This is a genomic window from Rhodococcus sp. (in: high G+C Gram-positive bacteria) (assembly GCF_049299235.1).
Lineage (GTDB): Bacteria > Actinomycetota > Actinomycetes > Mycobacteriales > Mycobacteriaceae > Rhodococcus.
This window is the reverse complement of the sequence record NZ_JBAQXC010000297.1, coordinates 1-14,031: the sequence shown is the minus strand read 5'-3', so window position 1 is coordinate 14,031 and position 14,031 is coordinate 1. Positions and strand designations below refer to the sequence as shown.

Genomic DNA, 14,031 nt, shown 5'->3' with positions numbered 1-14,031 from the left:
TGCCGCCGCGCATCCAGATCGCCTGACAGACCGGGGCGATGTCGGCGGGATCGCCCGCCAGCACACCGACCGCGTCGCCGTGGCCGATGCCGGCGGCGACAAGCGCCCCCGCCATGCACCGGGCCTGCCGGTGGATCTCCCCCCACGTCTGCCGCAACGGTTCGGCCGGCTCGCCGGTGATCAGCGCGCGATTCGTGGTCGACGCCGTCGCATACATCTCGTCGGTGAATCTGCTCACGGGAAACTCCTCGATCCGGTGGTCTGCGATCCAGAGTCCCCGCACCGGCACCCGTGCGGAACGCCGTCGCGGCAAACGTGACCGAATCTGACGGAAAACGACATCGAATCGCCGAGTAACATGGACGAGTTGCCTGCGATACCCGCATCCCCAACTCCCCTTCCGAGAGGTCAGTTCCGCGTTGAGTACTCCGTCCGCCTCGGCCGGCAGCGACACCGGCACCGCCGTCACGTCCAAGCAAGTGCGCGCGGAGGCCGGTCGGCGCCGCACATTCGCCGTCATCTCCCATCCCGACGCCGGTAAGTCCACGCTCACCGAGGCACTCGCACTGCACGCGAGGATGATCTCCGAGGCAGGCGCGGTACACGGCAAGGCCGGTCGCAAATCGACCGTGTCGGACTGGATGGAGATGGAGAAGGCCCGCGGCATCTCGGTCAGCTCCACAGCCCTGCAGTTCAACTACCGGCCCAGCGAGTCCACCGCCGACGACGACGATCCCGGCAACGTCATCAACCTCGTCGACACCCCGGGGCACTCGGATTTCTCCGAGGACACCTACCGGGTTCTCACCGCGGTCGACGCCGCGGTGATGCTCATCGATGCCGCGAAGGGCCTCGAACCACAGACCTTGAAACTGTTCCAGGTGTGCCGTCACCGCGGCATCCCGGTGATCACCGTGATCAACAAGTGGGACCGCCCGGGTCGCGCACCCCTCGAACTACTCGACGAGATCGACGAGCGGATCGGGCTGACGCCGACGCCGCTGTTCTGGCCCGTCGGCATTGCCGGCGACTTTCGCGGTCTGCTGCGACGCGGCGAGGACGGCATCGCCGACGAATACATCAAGTTCACCCGCACCGCCGGCGGCGCGAAGATCGCCCCGGAAGAACATCTGACCTCCGACGATGCGCTCGGACGCGAAGGCGACGCATGGGCGGAGGCCGCCGAGGAATCGGAACTGCTGTCGGCGAGCGGCCAGGACCACGATCAGGAACTGTTCCTCGCCGGTCAGACGTCACCGGTGATCTTCGCCTCGGCGATGCTGAATTTCGGGGTTCGGCAGATTCTGGACACCCTCGTCGCGCTGGCGCCACCACCGCGCGCCCGCATCGACATCGGCGACGTTCCCCGTAATGTCGACGACCCGTTCAGCGCGGTGGTCTTCAAGGTGCAGGCCGGCATGGACACCGCGCACCGCGACCGCCTCGCATTCATGCGGGTGGTCTCGGGTGTCTTCGAACGCGGCATGGTCGTCACGCACGCACAGACCGGCAAGCCGTTCACCACCAAGTACGCGTTGACCGTGTTCGGCCGCGAGCGGTCCACGGTCGAGTCGGCCTATCCGGGTGACGTCGTCGGCCTGGTCAACGCGACCGCTCTGGCACCCGGACACACCCTGTTCGTGGACCGGAAGGTCGAGTTCCCGCCGATCCCGTCGTTCGCACCGGAGCACTTCGCGACCCTGCGGGTCGATGCCGCATCCAAGTACAAGCAGTTCCGCAAGGCCGTCGATCAACTCGACTCCGAGGGCGTCGTACAGATTCTGCGCAACGACGTGCGCGGCGACGCCTCGCCGGTGATGGCGGCTGTCGGCCCCATGCAGTTCGAGGTCGTCGCGGCCCGGATGAAAGCCGAGTACAACGTGGAACCGCGGATCGAACCGCTCGGCTACGCGCTGGCACGACGGACCGATGCGGCATCGATGGACGAGCTGAACCGGCAGCGCGGTGTCGAAGTGTTCACCCGCTCGGACGGCGTCCTGCTCGCCTTGGTCACCGACAAGTGGCGGTTGCAGTACATCCAGAAGGAACTGCCCGACCTGACACTGGAACCGCTCGTCGCCGCCACCGACTGAAATCGGTACCGCGGTAGTGCATGTGACGTCGAATACTGGTAATTTCCTGAGCCGTCGAGCTGACGCTGGCTCGGGGGATTCCGAGGAGCAGTGATGACCGACAACACCTCGGCCGCCGAGCCCGGCGGGACTGCGGCGCGCGGACGGGCCGACGCGACCAAGCGGACCGATTCGCCGAAACGCTCGGGTACCTTCATCTATCCGCTCCCGAGCGCCCCGCTGCCGAGCAGCACTCCGATGGCGAACAGCACCGCGACGGCAAGCAGCGCGGGCACCACCACAGCCGGCAGTCACGCATCCGATCGCAACCCGGCCGGCGGGGTGGGCGCCGGCACCCCTACGGAAGGAACCTCCCTCGTGAGCAGCACCAGCACGAACGGCACGACTGCCGCTACCAACGGCATCGCCGCCGTGCCCTCGGCCGAGCTCGCCGCGAGTCTGTCGTCGGCGAGCGGCCAGGCGGCCGGTCCGGCGCGCCGCAACTCGATGGGGCAGGCGTCCGTGCGAATCGCCGCGCGACTCGCACAGAGTGAACTGGCCGCAAGGAACCACCGGGGTCTGGCATCGGATCCGACAGTCGACAACGACGAACTGCTCAGCATGCTCGGCGAATACCTGCTCGCCGGCGGTCTCGAGAAGCCGGAGATCCACGCGACCCTCGGCGGACAACCCATCGTCGTCGACCTTCAGGCCCCGCAGCGTCCCACCCGCTGACCGTCACGGCGTGCTCCCGGTGATGGGAATCTTCAGCCGGCCAGGCCGAATGATGGTTCCCATCACCCGGTGGTGTCAGCTGCCGAACAGCCCGGCGATCGTTGCCTGGTCGATGTCGTCGATGGACTTCGGCGACCACGTCGGGTCGCGGTCCTTGTCGACGAGCACGGCACGCACCCCCTCCGCGAAATCCGATTCGGCGCTGATCCGAACGGCGACGTCGAGTTCCCGGGCGAAGCACTCGCTCAAGGTGCTTTCGGCGCCCCGGCGCAGTAGTTCTGCCGTCGCGTACAGACTCGTCGGCGACAGTGCCAACAGCGCTTCCCGAGCCTGCGCCGCCCACGTGGCGTCACCGAGCGCGTCGTCGTCGAGCCGGGTGACGATGTCGGCGACCGTCCCGTCGCCGAAGACCTGCTCGATGTCGGTGAACCGTTCGGCAAGCGCAGACGCCGGGGCCGGTTCGGCGAACTCGTCGAGGGCGTCGTGCCACAGGCCGGCGCGGATACGCTCGGCGAGCGCACCGATGCGGTCGCTCGGCACGAAATGCGTGGCCAACCCGACCGCGAGTGCATCACCTGCGGTGACGCGGGCACCGGTCAACGCGAGATACATCCCGACCGCGTCGCAGCGGGCGGTGGTGCCGCGCAGTCGCGGCAGGAAGTGGCTCGCGCCCACATCGGGTATGAAGCCGATCGCGGTTTCGGGCATCGCGAGCAGCGCCTTCTCCGACACGACCCGCACCGCACCGTGCACGGAGATGCCGAGCCGACCGCCCATCGTGACACCGTCGAGCAACGCCAGATAGGGCTTCGGGTAGGTCGCGACGAGTTCGTCGAGCCGGTATTCCTCGGCGAAATAGTCCCGGACCCGGCCGGTGTCGCCGGCCAGCGCGAAATCCCGCACGGACTTGATGTCTCCGCCCGCGCAGAACGCGCGGTCGGAGGCACTGGTGATCAGGACCGCGGTGATCGCCGGGTCGTCGCGCCACCGCAACAACGGCGTGTACAGGTCACGGATCATCGAACTGTCCAGGGCGTTGAGCGCCGCGGGCCGATCGAGCACCACCTCGCCGACGCCATTGGCGACACGGGTGCGGATGTAGGACGGTTCTGCCACGGGCGGGAGCCTACCGGGCGCCGCCGACACCGACTGGATGCGCCGCCCCTTCGGCCTATCCCGTGTCGCCCGGCCGGCTCCCGGTGACCGGGCCGACGAGCAGCCAACGGTGTCCGAACGGGTCGAGCAGCGTCGCATTGCGGTTGCCGTGGCTTTCGGTGATCCAGCGCTCTACGATACCGCCCGCCTCTCTGGCACGGGCGAGAACGGCATCGGTGTCGTCCACGGGGACCATCAGGCTCACCGAGGTCGCACCTGCTTCGGGAGCGGTCAGTCCCATCTCGGGGAACTCTTCTGCGACATACACCATGCCGGTCGGAAAATTCAGTTCTGCATGACCGACGCGACCGTCGTCCATCGTCACCGGGTCGCCGGCGAGCTCCGCACCGAATGCCGTTACGTACCAGTTGATTGCCGCATGCGCATCGGAGACCGTGAGGTACGGCAACGCTCCCGGCCTGGGGAAGTCGACCCCGTCGAACGTCATGACGCCCGCGGTACCTCGAGCAGATCCGAATGGTTCAACGTGATCCGGAAGCTCGGCATGTCGTCGAGGGAAACGACTGTCTCCCAGTTCCGTTCGTAGGACGTGTGGGATATCCGCCATTGCCCGTCGTCGCACAGCACGTACCGGTCGTGATAGTACGACGATCCACGCAGCAGCATTCCGTCCTCGGGAACGACGACGGTATTGGCGAGCAGCCACATTCCGGTGGCGCTCCGCCCGTCCGCGGCGAAGTCGATCTCGGGGTGGCTGCAGTGATGTTCGGTGACGACGTGCGTTCCCAACGTGTTCGCCAGGAACCCTACGAAGGCGTCCCGGGATTCGAAACTGACATGCTCGCCGTAGACGGCGGTGGCGTCCGGGATCATGGTGTCCGCGAACGCCCCCCACTCCTTGAGGTCGAGCGTCCGGGCGTAGCGGTACTTGATCCGCTCGATCGCGTTGACGGCGTCCAGATCCATCGCCGACCTCCCGTACGACCACTGTTGGAACCCGCCTGCCAGGCTATCCCGGATCACCGTCGGGCGGCATCGGTTTCGGAGCCACGCCGATCATTTCGATTGCAGTTCGGTTACGCCACGATCGGACGCGTCACCGGTTCGTGTCACCGGTTCGTATCGGGAAGAGCACACGCCCGGACGGCCGCATCGACGATCGACTCCGCGTATGCGTCGTCCTCGGCAGCGGTCACCGGCACGCCGAGCGCGAACAGCACACGACCGAGCACTGCGCCGGTGATCATCTCGAGCAGCAGCGTCACCGAAGTGCCCGCGGGCACCTCACCGCGCGCGATCGCGCGGTGCACGATGGTGCGTGCCGCGAGCACCCTGCTGCGATTGAGCGTGTCGGTGAGCCGGGCGAGCAACTCCGGGTGGACCCTGGCGTCGAGAGCAACCCGCAGGCTCACCAGGCCGGCGGTGGTGCGATAGCCACGCAGCAATTGACGCGCGAGTTCGATCAGGTCCGAGCGCAGACTGCCCGTGTCGATCGGGTCGGGCAGCGGGCTGCGTGCCTCGAGCGCCTGCACGAGCAGATCGTCCCTGGAGTTCCATCGGCGGTACAGGGCGGCACGACCCACCCGGGCGCAGCGACCCACGGCATCGAGAGTGAAGCCGCGCCAACTCGTCTCCGCGTACACCTCGAGCACGGCGTCGTACACCCGGCGTTCGAGGTCTGCGTCGCGGGGTCTGCCGCGGCGGGGAAGGTCGGTCACATCGCGCAGTGTGCCAGACGAGACCCGGATTTACAGACTGAGCCAGTCCGTATTAATCTCGGTCCGTTCGACACGACGTTCCCGAAGGACAGTGATGGCAGACCCCACCCGGATACCGGTCCTGATCGGCGTCGGCGACCTACGGTCGGGCCGAGCCGGGTCCCCCGCCGAACCCCGCGAGCCACTCGAGCTGATCCACGACGCCACCACCGCGGCTCTCGCCGACACCGGGATCGTCGACCCGTCCGCCCTGGCCGCGCGCATCGACACCATCCGCGCTGTCCGGACCGCCAGTTGGGCGTACGACGACCTGCCCGGGTTGCTCGCCGCCCGCCTCGGCGCCACCCCCGGACACACCTCCACCACCCCGATCGGCGGTCATTGGCCCGCGTCGCTGCTCGACCGGATCGCCCACGACATCGCGGTGGGAACCAGTACGATCGCCCTGCTCGTCGGCGGCGAATCACAGGCATCGGTCACCGGTGCCGCCAAGGCAGGAATCGACCCCACCGCGCTCGGCTGGACCACCGCACCCGGCGGGCCGCCCGCGTTCGGCCCGGACGACCTCGGCAGTGCCACGATGCAGCGCGCCGGGATGATCGCACCCACCCGCGTGTACCCGCTGTTCGAGAACCGGCTCAGCTTCGACACAGGTCACAGCCACGACGATTCCCTCGCGTGGTCCGCTCAGTTGTACGCCGCGTTCTCCGACCTCGCCGCGAACAACCCGGCGGCATGGAACCCCGACCGGCGCACCGCGTCCGATATCGCCACCCCCGGTCCCCGCAACCGGATGGTGACCGACCCGTATCCACTGTTGCTCAACGCGATGCCGTTCGTCGACCAGGCCGCCGCGGTGGTCGTGACCTCCCTCGCCGTCGCCCGCGACCTCGGTATCGACGACGACCGACTCGTCTACGTGTGGGGTGGAGCCGGCGCGACCGAACCCGCCGACGTGCTCGCCCGCGCCGACCTCGGACACTCCGCCGCGCTCGCCGACGCGCTCGCCCGCACCCTGTCCCGCGCCGGCATCACGGCAGGCGACCTCGACATCGTCGACGCATACAGCTGTTTCCCCGTGGTGCCGAAACTGCTCGTCGAACAACTCGGGCTACCGCGTGAGACCGTGCCCAGCGTCACCGGCGGACACTCGTTCTTCGGCGGACCGCTCAACAGCTACACGCTGCACTCGATCGTCGCGGTCGCGCGGCGACTGCGTGCCGGGGACGAACTCGCCCTCGTGCACGGCAACGGCGGATGCCTGACGTACCAGCACACCGTCGTCCTCGCCGCCGCGCCGCACACCGACGGCTACATCGGCGACCCGGAACCAGTCCTGCTCGCGGCGACCGCACCGGAGGTCGCCCTCGACTATCAGGGCGAGGTCGAAGTCGTCACCGCAGCAGCAGAATTCGGACGTGACGGAAGTCCGGACATCGGATTCCTCGTCGGCCTCACTCCCGACGGCCGCCGCGTCGCGGGCCACACCGACCCCGCCGGCGCCGCCATCCTCGCCGCCGGACCTGGCATCATCGGGCGCACCGTGCACGTCGTGGACGCAGGCGGCGTGCTCGAGTGCGGCTTCGCCGACCGTGTGCCCTTTGGGTCCCTCTGACGTCCCAAAGGGCACACGGGGGCGTCAGCGCATTTTTCCCAACGCGACGACGGCCACGGCGGCGATCACCACGTGCATGAGGATCAACGTCACGGTACTGGCCGGGTCGAAGCCGGCCGACAGCGTTCCGGTGATCGTGGCGAGCGGCAGTAGTGCCCCCACCACCTGAGCGATCCGCACAAACCCGTGCCACCACAGGCCGAGCAGAACCGCGACCGTGAGGCCGACACCGAGCGGAACCACAGTCATCAGAACCACGCCACCGGGCGCCGCACCGACGGTCACGCCGGCGTCGATGTGCTCGAACGACCCACCCGCAGCCATGCCGATCAGCCACAGGATGAGGTTGGCGACGAGTGCCGTCGCGACCGCCGCGGCGACGACGACGGGCCGACCGGTTTTCCACGATCGCGACCGAACTGTTGAGGGACTGGATGTTTCGGTTGTGGACATCGTTCCTCCTGATGGGTGTTGCCTGCTGACGCGACCCATCGTGCGACCTCGAGTCGGCTCGAGGTCAAGAGGCGGATTCGCCCCCGGTGTGCCCTTCGGGACCCCAGAGGGGCCCAAAGGGCACACGGGGGCGTCAGCCCACCTGCCACCACAGCACGACCGAACGGGTGGTCACCTCGAAAGTGACCGTGCCATCCGGATTCTCGACAGTGAACGCATCGATGTTCGCCCGGAACGCGCGTTCCGCGTCCCGCCCCGGCGGTATCGGCCGCAGCGGGCGCAGATGGTCGTACACGTGCTCCCGATCCGGGTAGGTACGAGTAAAACCGTCGGGAACGACCGCCACGTTGGGTTCGTATCCCAGGTCGTAGGCAGTGCCGAACAACTGCTTGTACCCCTGGCTGCGGTCAGGACGACCGGACGCGGACAGTTCCTCGGTTCCGGTGTCGGCAAACAGTCGGTCCAGGATCGGCGGGATACTCGGGGCGTTCGCCCACGTGATCACTGCGGCGATCCGGGTGGCGAACTCCGAAACCCGCTCTATATCACCGAGAGCTGCTGTGCGGGAACAGATCACCACGTCGTGACGGTCGAGGTTGACGCCAGGCCGGGCGTCGTGCCAGTCGAGTGCGACGAAGTCGATGTTGTCGGCACCCGCTTCTGCAGCGCGACGTCGGCAGGCGTCGAGCATGAGCGGAAACGAATCGAGGGCGGTGACGCGCGCAACCCGGCGAGCGACCGGGATCGTGACCCTGCCCGGGCCGCAGCCGATATCGAGAACGGTGTCCGTCGACAGCAGCGGGATCACGCCGACCTGCAGTTCGGTGGCGTCGGCCTCGAGATCCGACATGATGGTGTACATCGGAGCATGCACGTCCCAGTCGATTCCGGAACCGGGTCCGCCGCTCACCAGAGTGATCCCGCCAGGATCAACGCAACCTCGTCGTCGGTCAGCGTGTAGTCGTAGAACTGCTGATAGAACTCCTTCGTCTCGTCCGCGAGGGACAACTCCGTGAAGATCTCCGGGTACAGGATCGTCGCCAGGAACAGCGGTGCAAGTGCCCCCTCCGCGGACCGGACGCTCCACGGGTAGGTACCCGCCGGTTCGACGAACACCTTCCCGTCGGCAATGGCGGGTACCGTTGCGAGCGCCGGGTCCGCGACGATCGCCTCGCGGGTGTCGGTACCCATCGTGAAGATGACCTGCGGCGCCCACGCGATGACCTGCTCGGCGTCGATCGGAGTCGAAATACCTTCCGCAGTAACATCTTGTGAAACGAAATCGGCACCGGCAGCGGTGGCGTAGGCTGCGGAGATATCGGCGCCGGTGACGGTGCTGTAGGCCCCGGCGTTCATACGCAGGTTCAGCAGCCGCACCCGCTGATCAGCCGGGACGGACGCGGTCCGCTCCCGAACGTACTCGATGTTGCCGTCGTAGTAGGCGGCGAACTCGTCGGCGACCTCGGGCGCGGTCCCCCCGACGACGTCGGCGATGAGCGAGACCACATTCTTCATGTCGTCGACGCTGGCGAAGGTGTCGATGACGAACGGCTCCACACCGGCAGCCTCGAGTTGGGTCTTCTCCTCGTCGGTGAACGAGGGGCCGACGATCACGTCCGCTCCGGACGCGATCACCTCCTCGACGTTGGACGAATCGTAACCCTCAGCGTTGGCGTCCGGCCACACGGTGTGGAACATGTCCGACAGCCCGGGAATCGACGCCACCAGTTGATTCTCGCCGCCGACGAGCGCGATGATCTGTGCGTACGCCCCGATCGATGCCGCCACCTTCGGATGCGCGGGTAGTTCGATGGTCGTGCCGTCCTGGTCGGTGAGCGTGCGCGCCCCGGCAGCGGCCGGATTCTCGCCGCTGTCCGTGCCGGAGCCGCAGCCGGCACCGGCCAGCGTGATCAGCGCACCCGCCAACAGCCACCGACAGCGCACGCCGTGTCGTGCCCGGTCGGTGTAGAGCCGTCTTCATCGTGACTTCACCTTTCGTTGTCGAACATGGGAGGGGATTTCCGGGCGGTCCGATCGGACGGCGATTCCAGCAGCGGCCGGCACTGCACGATCACGACGCCGTCCCGCACGGTGTGGGTGACTTCCACATCGACGCCGTATGCCGCGCCCAGGTTCGCTGCGGTCAGGACGTCTTCGGCGCTGCCTGCGAGATGGTCGGCGCCGCCGCGTAGCAGGACCACATCGCCGCCGCACAGCGACGCATGGTCAGGGGCATGTGTGGTCATCAGCACGCCGATACCGGATTCAGCGAGTCTCCGGATTTCGCGCAGCACCCGGACCTGGTTGCCGAAGTCGAGGCTCGAGGTCGGCTCGTCGAGCAGGATGAACGCCGGTTCCTGGGCGAGAGCCCGCGCGATCATCACCAATTGTCGTTCGCCGCCCGATAGTTCGCCGAACGCCTTGTTCGCCAGGTCTGCGGCGCCGAGCGAGTCGAGCGATTCCCATGCGGTGACGCGGTCGCTACGACCTGGACTGCCGAAACGCCCGAGCCGTGCGGTCCGGCCCATCACGACGACGTCGAGCACCCGGAACGCGAACGGGTTCTGTTGACTCTGCGGCACATAGCCGACGAGCCTGGCGCGGTCGTACGCGGCGATCCGCCCGATGTCACGTCCGCCGACCCGTACAGTTCCGCCGAGCAACGGCTGCACCCCCAGCGTGGATTTGAACAGGGTCGACTTGCCGACGCCGTTGGGACCGAGCAGGCACGTGACGCGACCGGCCGGGACAACTCCGGTGAAACCTCGGATGACGACCTTGTTCCCGTATCCGCAGGTCACGTCGTCGAGTTCGATATTCATGTCGTCCACGTCCGACGACCCCGGAACAGCAGGTGGATGAAGACAGGGGCTCCGATGATGGCGGTGAGTACACCGAGCGGGATCTCACCGGCGGTGAGGGTGCGCGCCACGTCGTCGACGACGAGCAGGAAAAGTCCGCCGGTGAGCATCGAACAGGGCAACAGTGCAAGGTAGTTCGGTCCGACGACGAAGCGGCACAGGTGCGGGATGACCAACCCCACCCAACCGATGACCCCGCACAATGCCACCGCGGTCGCCGTGATCAGGGTGGCGCACACGATGACGACGAGCCGAACCCGCCGGGTGTCGACACCCATCGCCTCGGCTTCGTCGTCGCCGAAGGTCATCACGTTGAGTTTCCATCGCAGTAGAAGCAGGGGGATGCCGCCGAGTAGCAGGGAACCTGCGAGCAGGTACACGTTGGTCCAGCCTCCGCTGCGGGCGAGACTCCCCATCAGCCAGAACGTGATCTCGGGGAGTTTGTCGTCCTCGGGTGCCAGGTATTTGATGAGTGAGGTGACCGCCGAGCACAGTGAGGACACGACGATGCCGGCCAGTACCAGAACGAGGACGCCACCGCCGGAGTAGCGGCTCACTGCCGATCCCAAGGACAACACCAGCGTGACCGCCAGTAGTCCGGAGCCGAAAGCGAGTGCCTGTACGCCGATGTTGGGCCAGGACCACAGCAGAGCCAGGCTCGCTCCGACACCAGCACCGGAGGCGACTCCGAGCAGGTCGGGTGAGACCAACGGGTTTCGGAACAGTCCCTGATACGCGGCGCCGGCAGCGGCGAGTGCCGCTCCGGCGAGCACCGCCATGAGGATCCGCGGGATGCGAACGGCGAACAGCACGGCATGCTGCTGAGATCCGGCGACCCCGGCGTCGCCGACGAGACTGCCCCACAGGGCGTGGACTACCTCGTTCCACGGCATCGCGTAGCGACCCAAAGACAACGACAGCAGCATCGCGACGATCAGTGCGAGTGCCAGTGTCAGCAGGGTGACGCGGATGTGCCGATGTCCGCGGAGCACCCCGTCCGGCATTGTCATTGCTGCCGCAACCGGCTGTTCGACTCGTTTCCCGTCGGCAACTCCCGTCACACGGTAGGAATATCACGGTCTCCGCATGTGCGGAACCATTAGGTGATCAGTACCGCACATGCGGCTTCGCCGCCCGTGTGCCCATTGGGACCTGAGAGGGGCCCAAAGGGCACACGGGGGCGTCAGCCCACTTCGTCGGCGAGTTCCATCCACTGTTCCTCGGCCGCGTCCTTCTCCGCGACCACCTGCCGCAATTCGGCGTCGAGCTTCTGCAGGCGATCGGGATCGGTCGCGGCGTCGGCGAGTTGCTGGTGCAGCTTCTCCTCGCGTTCGGTGAACTTCGCGACCGCCCGTTCCAGCCGCGCCAGTTCCTTGCGGGCGGCACGTTCGGCCGCGCCGTCGCGCTTCGGGACGGCGGTGTCGTCCGTGCCGGACCGGCCGATCGTCGACGCCACGGACGGCGCGCCACCGCTACCGAGGGCCGCGCGTCGACGCAAATATTCGTCGATGCCGCCGGGAAGGTTGGTGAGCGCGCCGTCGCCGAACAGCGCCCACGTCGAATCACAAATGCGCTCGATCAGATACCGGTCGTGACTGATGACGACCATCGTGCCCGCCCAGCCGTCGAGCAGATCCTCGAGCTGCTGCAGGGTGTCGATGTCCAGGTCGTTGGTGGGCTCGTCGAGGAGCAGAACGTTGGGTTCGGCCATGAGCACCCGGGTCAGTTGCAGCCGTCGACGCTCACCGCCGGACAGGTCACCGACGGGGGTGCGCTGCTTCGCCGGCGTGAAACCGAGCCGTTCGGCAAGCTGACCGGCCGACATTTCCTTGTCGCCCAAGGTGATTCGCTCGGCGACATCCTGCACTGCCTCGAGTACTCGCATATCGGTGGGCAGGTCGTCGAGTTCCTGCCGTAGCCAACCGATCTCGACGGTCTTACCCTGCACGCGACGGCCCGACGCCGGTTCGAGTTCCCCGGCGAGGGTGCGCAGCAGTGTCGTCTTACCGGAACCGTTGACCCCGACGAGACCGATCCGCTCCCCCGGCCCCAGCCGCCACGTCAGATCGTGCACGAGTTCGCGACCGTCCGGCGTCGTGAGCGACGCGTCTTCGAGTTCGATCACGATCCTGCCCAGCCTGCGCTTCGCGAACGACGCCAACGCCACCGAGTCGCGCGGCGCGGGCACGTTCGAGATCAGCGCCTCGGCGGCGTCGATCCGGTACTTCGGCTTGGATGTGCGGGCGGGCGCACCGCGCCGCAGCCAGGCCAGTTCCTTCCGGGCGAGGTTGCGGCGCCGCTCCTCCATCGCGTCGGCCTGGCGGGAACGCTCGGCCCGCGCGAAGATCCAGTCGTTGTAGCCACCGTCGTAGCTTTCGACCTTGCCGCCGACAACCTCCCACGTGCGGGTCGCGACGGTGTCGAGGAACCAGCGGTCGTGGGTGACGACGACGAGTGCGCTGCGCCGTGACAACAGGTGCTCGGCCAGCCACTGCACACCCTCGACGTCGAGGTGGTTGGTGGGCTCGTCGAGCACCAGCAGGTCCAGGTCCTGCACGAGCGCGGCGGCGAGCGCGACCCGGCGGCGTTCGCCACCGGACAGCCCGTCGACCACCGCGTCGAGCCCCAGATTGTCGATGCCGATCCCGGCGAGCACCGAACGGATCCGGGCGTCGCCTGCCCATTCGTGTTCGGCGACTCCGAGCGGACCGAGCACCACGTCGCCGACGGTCGCGCCGGCCGGCAACACGCCACGCTGGGTGACCACGGCCAGGCGCAGGCCACCGACGCGACTGACACGCCCCGAGTCCGGTTCCTCGAGCCCGGCAAGCACCTCGAGCATCGTCGTCTTGCCGCCGCCGTTGAGGCCGACGACACCGATGCGTTCGCCCTCCTCGACGCCGAGGGACACCGAGTCCAGCAGCGGCTTGACGCCGAAGGACTTCGAGACCTGTTCGAGGTTGATCAGATTCGCCACGCGGAGCAGAGCCTTCCGGTTTTTCGGGGATCGAGCGGGTCAGTGGGGGGAGGTGCCGACGACGCGAGCGCCGTGTACCGGACCGGACGCGACGCGCACCGTGCGGCACACGCCGGCACCGGCGAGTTCGGCGCTCACGGTGACCGCGGCGTCCCCATCGGCGCACAGGAACGCGCAGGTCGGGCCGGAGCCGGACACGATTCCGGCTAGGGCCCCGGCATCCACGCCGGCACGCAGGGTGCGGCGCAGCGCCGGGTTCAGCGACAGCGCCGCGGCCTGCAAGTCGTTGCCGAGCAGCGGGGCGACCACGTGTGGGTCACCGTCGGTGAGGGCGTGCAGCAACTCGTCGGTGCCGCCGACCCGGCGCGGGTCGCCCTCGGCGCGGAGCCGGTCGAGTTCGCGGAACACCACCGGCGTGGACAGTCCGTCCTTGGCGAGTGCGAGCACCCAGTGGAAGGTGTGCCGCGACAGCACCGGCACCAAC

At 67.7% G+C, this 14,031-nt stretch carries 13 protein-coding genes and 2 pseudogenes; 3 read left to right on the top strand and 12 right to left on the bottom strand.

All coding sequences use genetic code 11. From position 1 onward, the window contains the following. A pseudogene (locus WAX14_RS17925) lies at positions 1-238 on the bottom strand (long-chain fatty acid--CoA ligase); the annotation flags it as partial. Positions 239-419: 181 nt separating this feature from the next. On the opposite strand from WAX14_RS17925, the gene WAX14_RS17920 reads away from it, so the two are divergent. Next, a complete protein-coding gene (locus WAX14_RS17920) occupies positions 420-2,093 on the top strand; it encodes a peptide chain release factor 3 (protein ID WP_422629404.1) in 1,674 nt (557 codons plus the stop codon). Positions 2,094-2,186: 93 nt separating this feature from the next. Continuing rightward, complete coding sequence (locus WAX14_RS17915; protein WP_422629403.1) at positions 2,187-2,807, top strand: hypothetical protein; 621 nt, start codon at positions 2,187-2,189, stop codon at positions 2,805-2,807. Between the two features lie 75 nt (positions 2,808-2,882). Here WAX14_RS17915 and WAX14_RS17910 read toward each other — a convergent pair whose 3' ends face one another. The 4 genes from WAX14_RS17910 to WAX14_RS17895 all read right to left on the bottom strand — a co-directional run bounded on the left by WAX14_RS17910 (position 2,883) and on the right by WAX14_RS17895 (position 5,641). After that, positions 2,883-3,923, bottom strand: a complete 1,041-nt coding sequence (locus WAX14_RS17910) for an enoyl-CoA hydratase/isomerase family protein (protein WP_422629402.1) — start codon at positions 3,921-3,923, stop codon at positions 2,883-2,885. Positions 3,924-3,978: 55 nt separating this feature from the next. Continuing rightward, positions 3,979-4,410 carry a VOC family protein gene (locus tag WAX14_RS17905; protein ID WP_422629401.1) on the bottom strand — a complete coding sequence of 144 codons (432 nt, stop codon included), beginning with the start codon at positions 4,408-4,410 and terminating at the stop codon, positions 3,979-3,981. Further along, positions 4,407-4,889 (bottom strand): nuclear transport factor 2 family protein, encoded by a 483-nt coding sequence (locus WAX14_RS17900; protein ID WP_422629400.1) that lies wholly within the window; start codon positions 4,887-4,889, stop codon positions 4,407-4,409. Before WAX14_RS17900 ends, WAX14_RS17905 begins: the two co-directional genes overlap by 4 nt. A 143-nt stretch (positions 4,890-5,032) precedes the next feature. Then, entirely contained in the window at positions 5,033-5,641 is a 609-nt protein-coding gene (locus tag WAX14_RS17895; protein ID WP_422629399.1) for a TetR-like C-terminal domain-containing protein, read from the bottom strand. Between the two features lie 94 nt (positions 5,642-5,735). On the opposite strand from WAX14_RS17895, the gene WAX14_RS17890 reads away from it, so the two are divergent. Then, entirely contained in the window at positions 5,736-7,256 is a 1,521-nt protein-coding gene (locus tag WAX14_RS17890; protein WP_422629398.1) for an acetyl-CoA acetyltransferase, read from the top strand. Positions 7,257-7,280: 24 nt separating this feature from the next. On the opposite strand, the gene WAX14_RS17885 is transcribed toward WAX14_RS17890, so the two are convergent. From WAX14_RS17885 to WAX14_RS17855, 7 genes and pseudogenes are all read right to left on the bottom strand, one after another. Continuing rightward, positions 7,281-7,709 carry a DUF6069 family protein gene (locus tag WAX14_RS17885; RefSeq protein WP_422629397.1) on the bottom strand — a complete coding sequence of 143 codons (429 nt, stop codon included), beginning with the start codon at positions 7,707-7,709 and terminating at the stop codon, positions 7,281-7,283. Positions 7,710-7,842: 133 nt separating this feature from the next. Continuing rightward, a complete protein-coding gene (locus WAX14_RS17880; protein ID WP_422629396.1) occupies positions 7,843-8,619 on the bottom strand; it encodes a class I SAM-dependent methyltransferase in 777 nt (258 codons plus the stop codon). Then, positions 8,616-9,653 (bottom strand): ABC transporter substrate-binding protein, encoded by a 1,038-nt coding sequence (locus WAX14_RS17875; RefSeq protein WP_422629395.1) that lies wholly within the window; start codon positions 9,651-9,653, stop codon positions 8,616-8,618. The genes WAX14_RS17880 and WAX14_RS17875 overlap by 4 nt, the downstream gene beginning before the upstream one ends. A 44-nt stretch (positions 9,654-9,697) precedes the next feature. Continuing rightward, positions 9,698-10,531, bottom strand: coding sequence for an ABC transporter ATP-binding protein (locus tag WAX14_RS17870; RefSeq protein WP_422629394.1), 834 nt, complete (start codon positions 10,529-10,531; stop codon positions 9,698-9,700). Next, positions 10,528-11,631: a FecCD family ABC transporter permease gene (locus WAX14_RS17865; protein ID WP_422629393.1), complete on the bottom strand. Its 1,104-nt coding sequence runs from the start codon at positions 11,629-11,631 to the stop codon at positions 10,528-10,530. Before WAX14_RS17865 ends, WAX14_RS17870 begins: the two co-directional genes overlap by 4 nt. Before the next feature lie 122 nt (positions 11,632-11,753). Then, positions 11,754-13,547 (bottom strand): ABC-F family ATP-binding cassette domain-containing protein, encoded by a 1,794-nt coding sequence (locus WAX14_RS17860; RefSeq protein ID WP_422629392.1) that lies wholly within the window; start codon positions 13,545-13,547, stop codon positions 11,754-11,756. A gap of 39 nt (positions 13,548-13,586) precedes the next feature. Next, positions 13,587-14,031: pseudogene (locus tag WAX14_RS17855) on the bottom strand (4-(cytidine 5'-diphospho)-2-C-methyl-D-erythritol kinase); the annotation flags it as partial.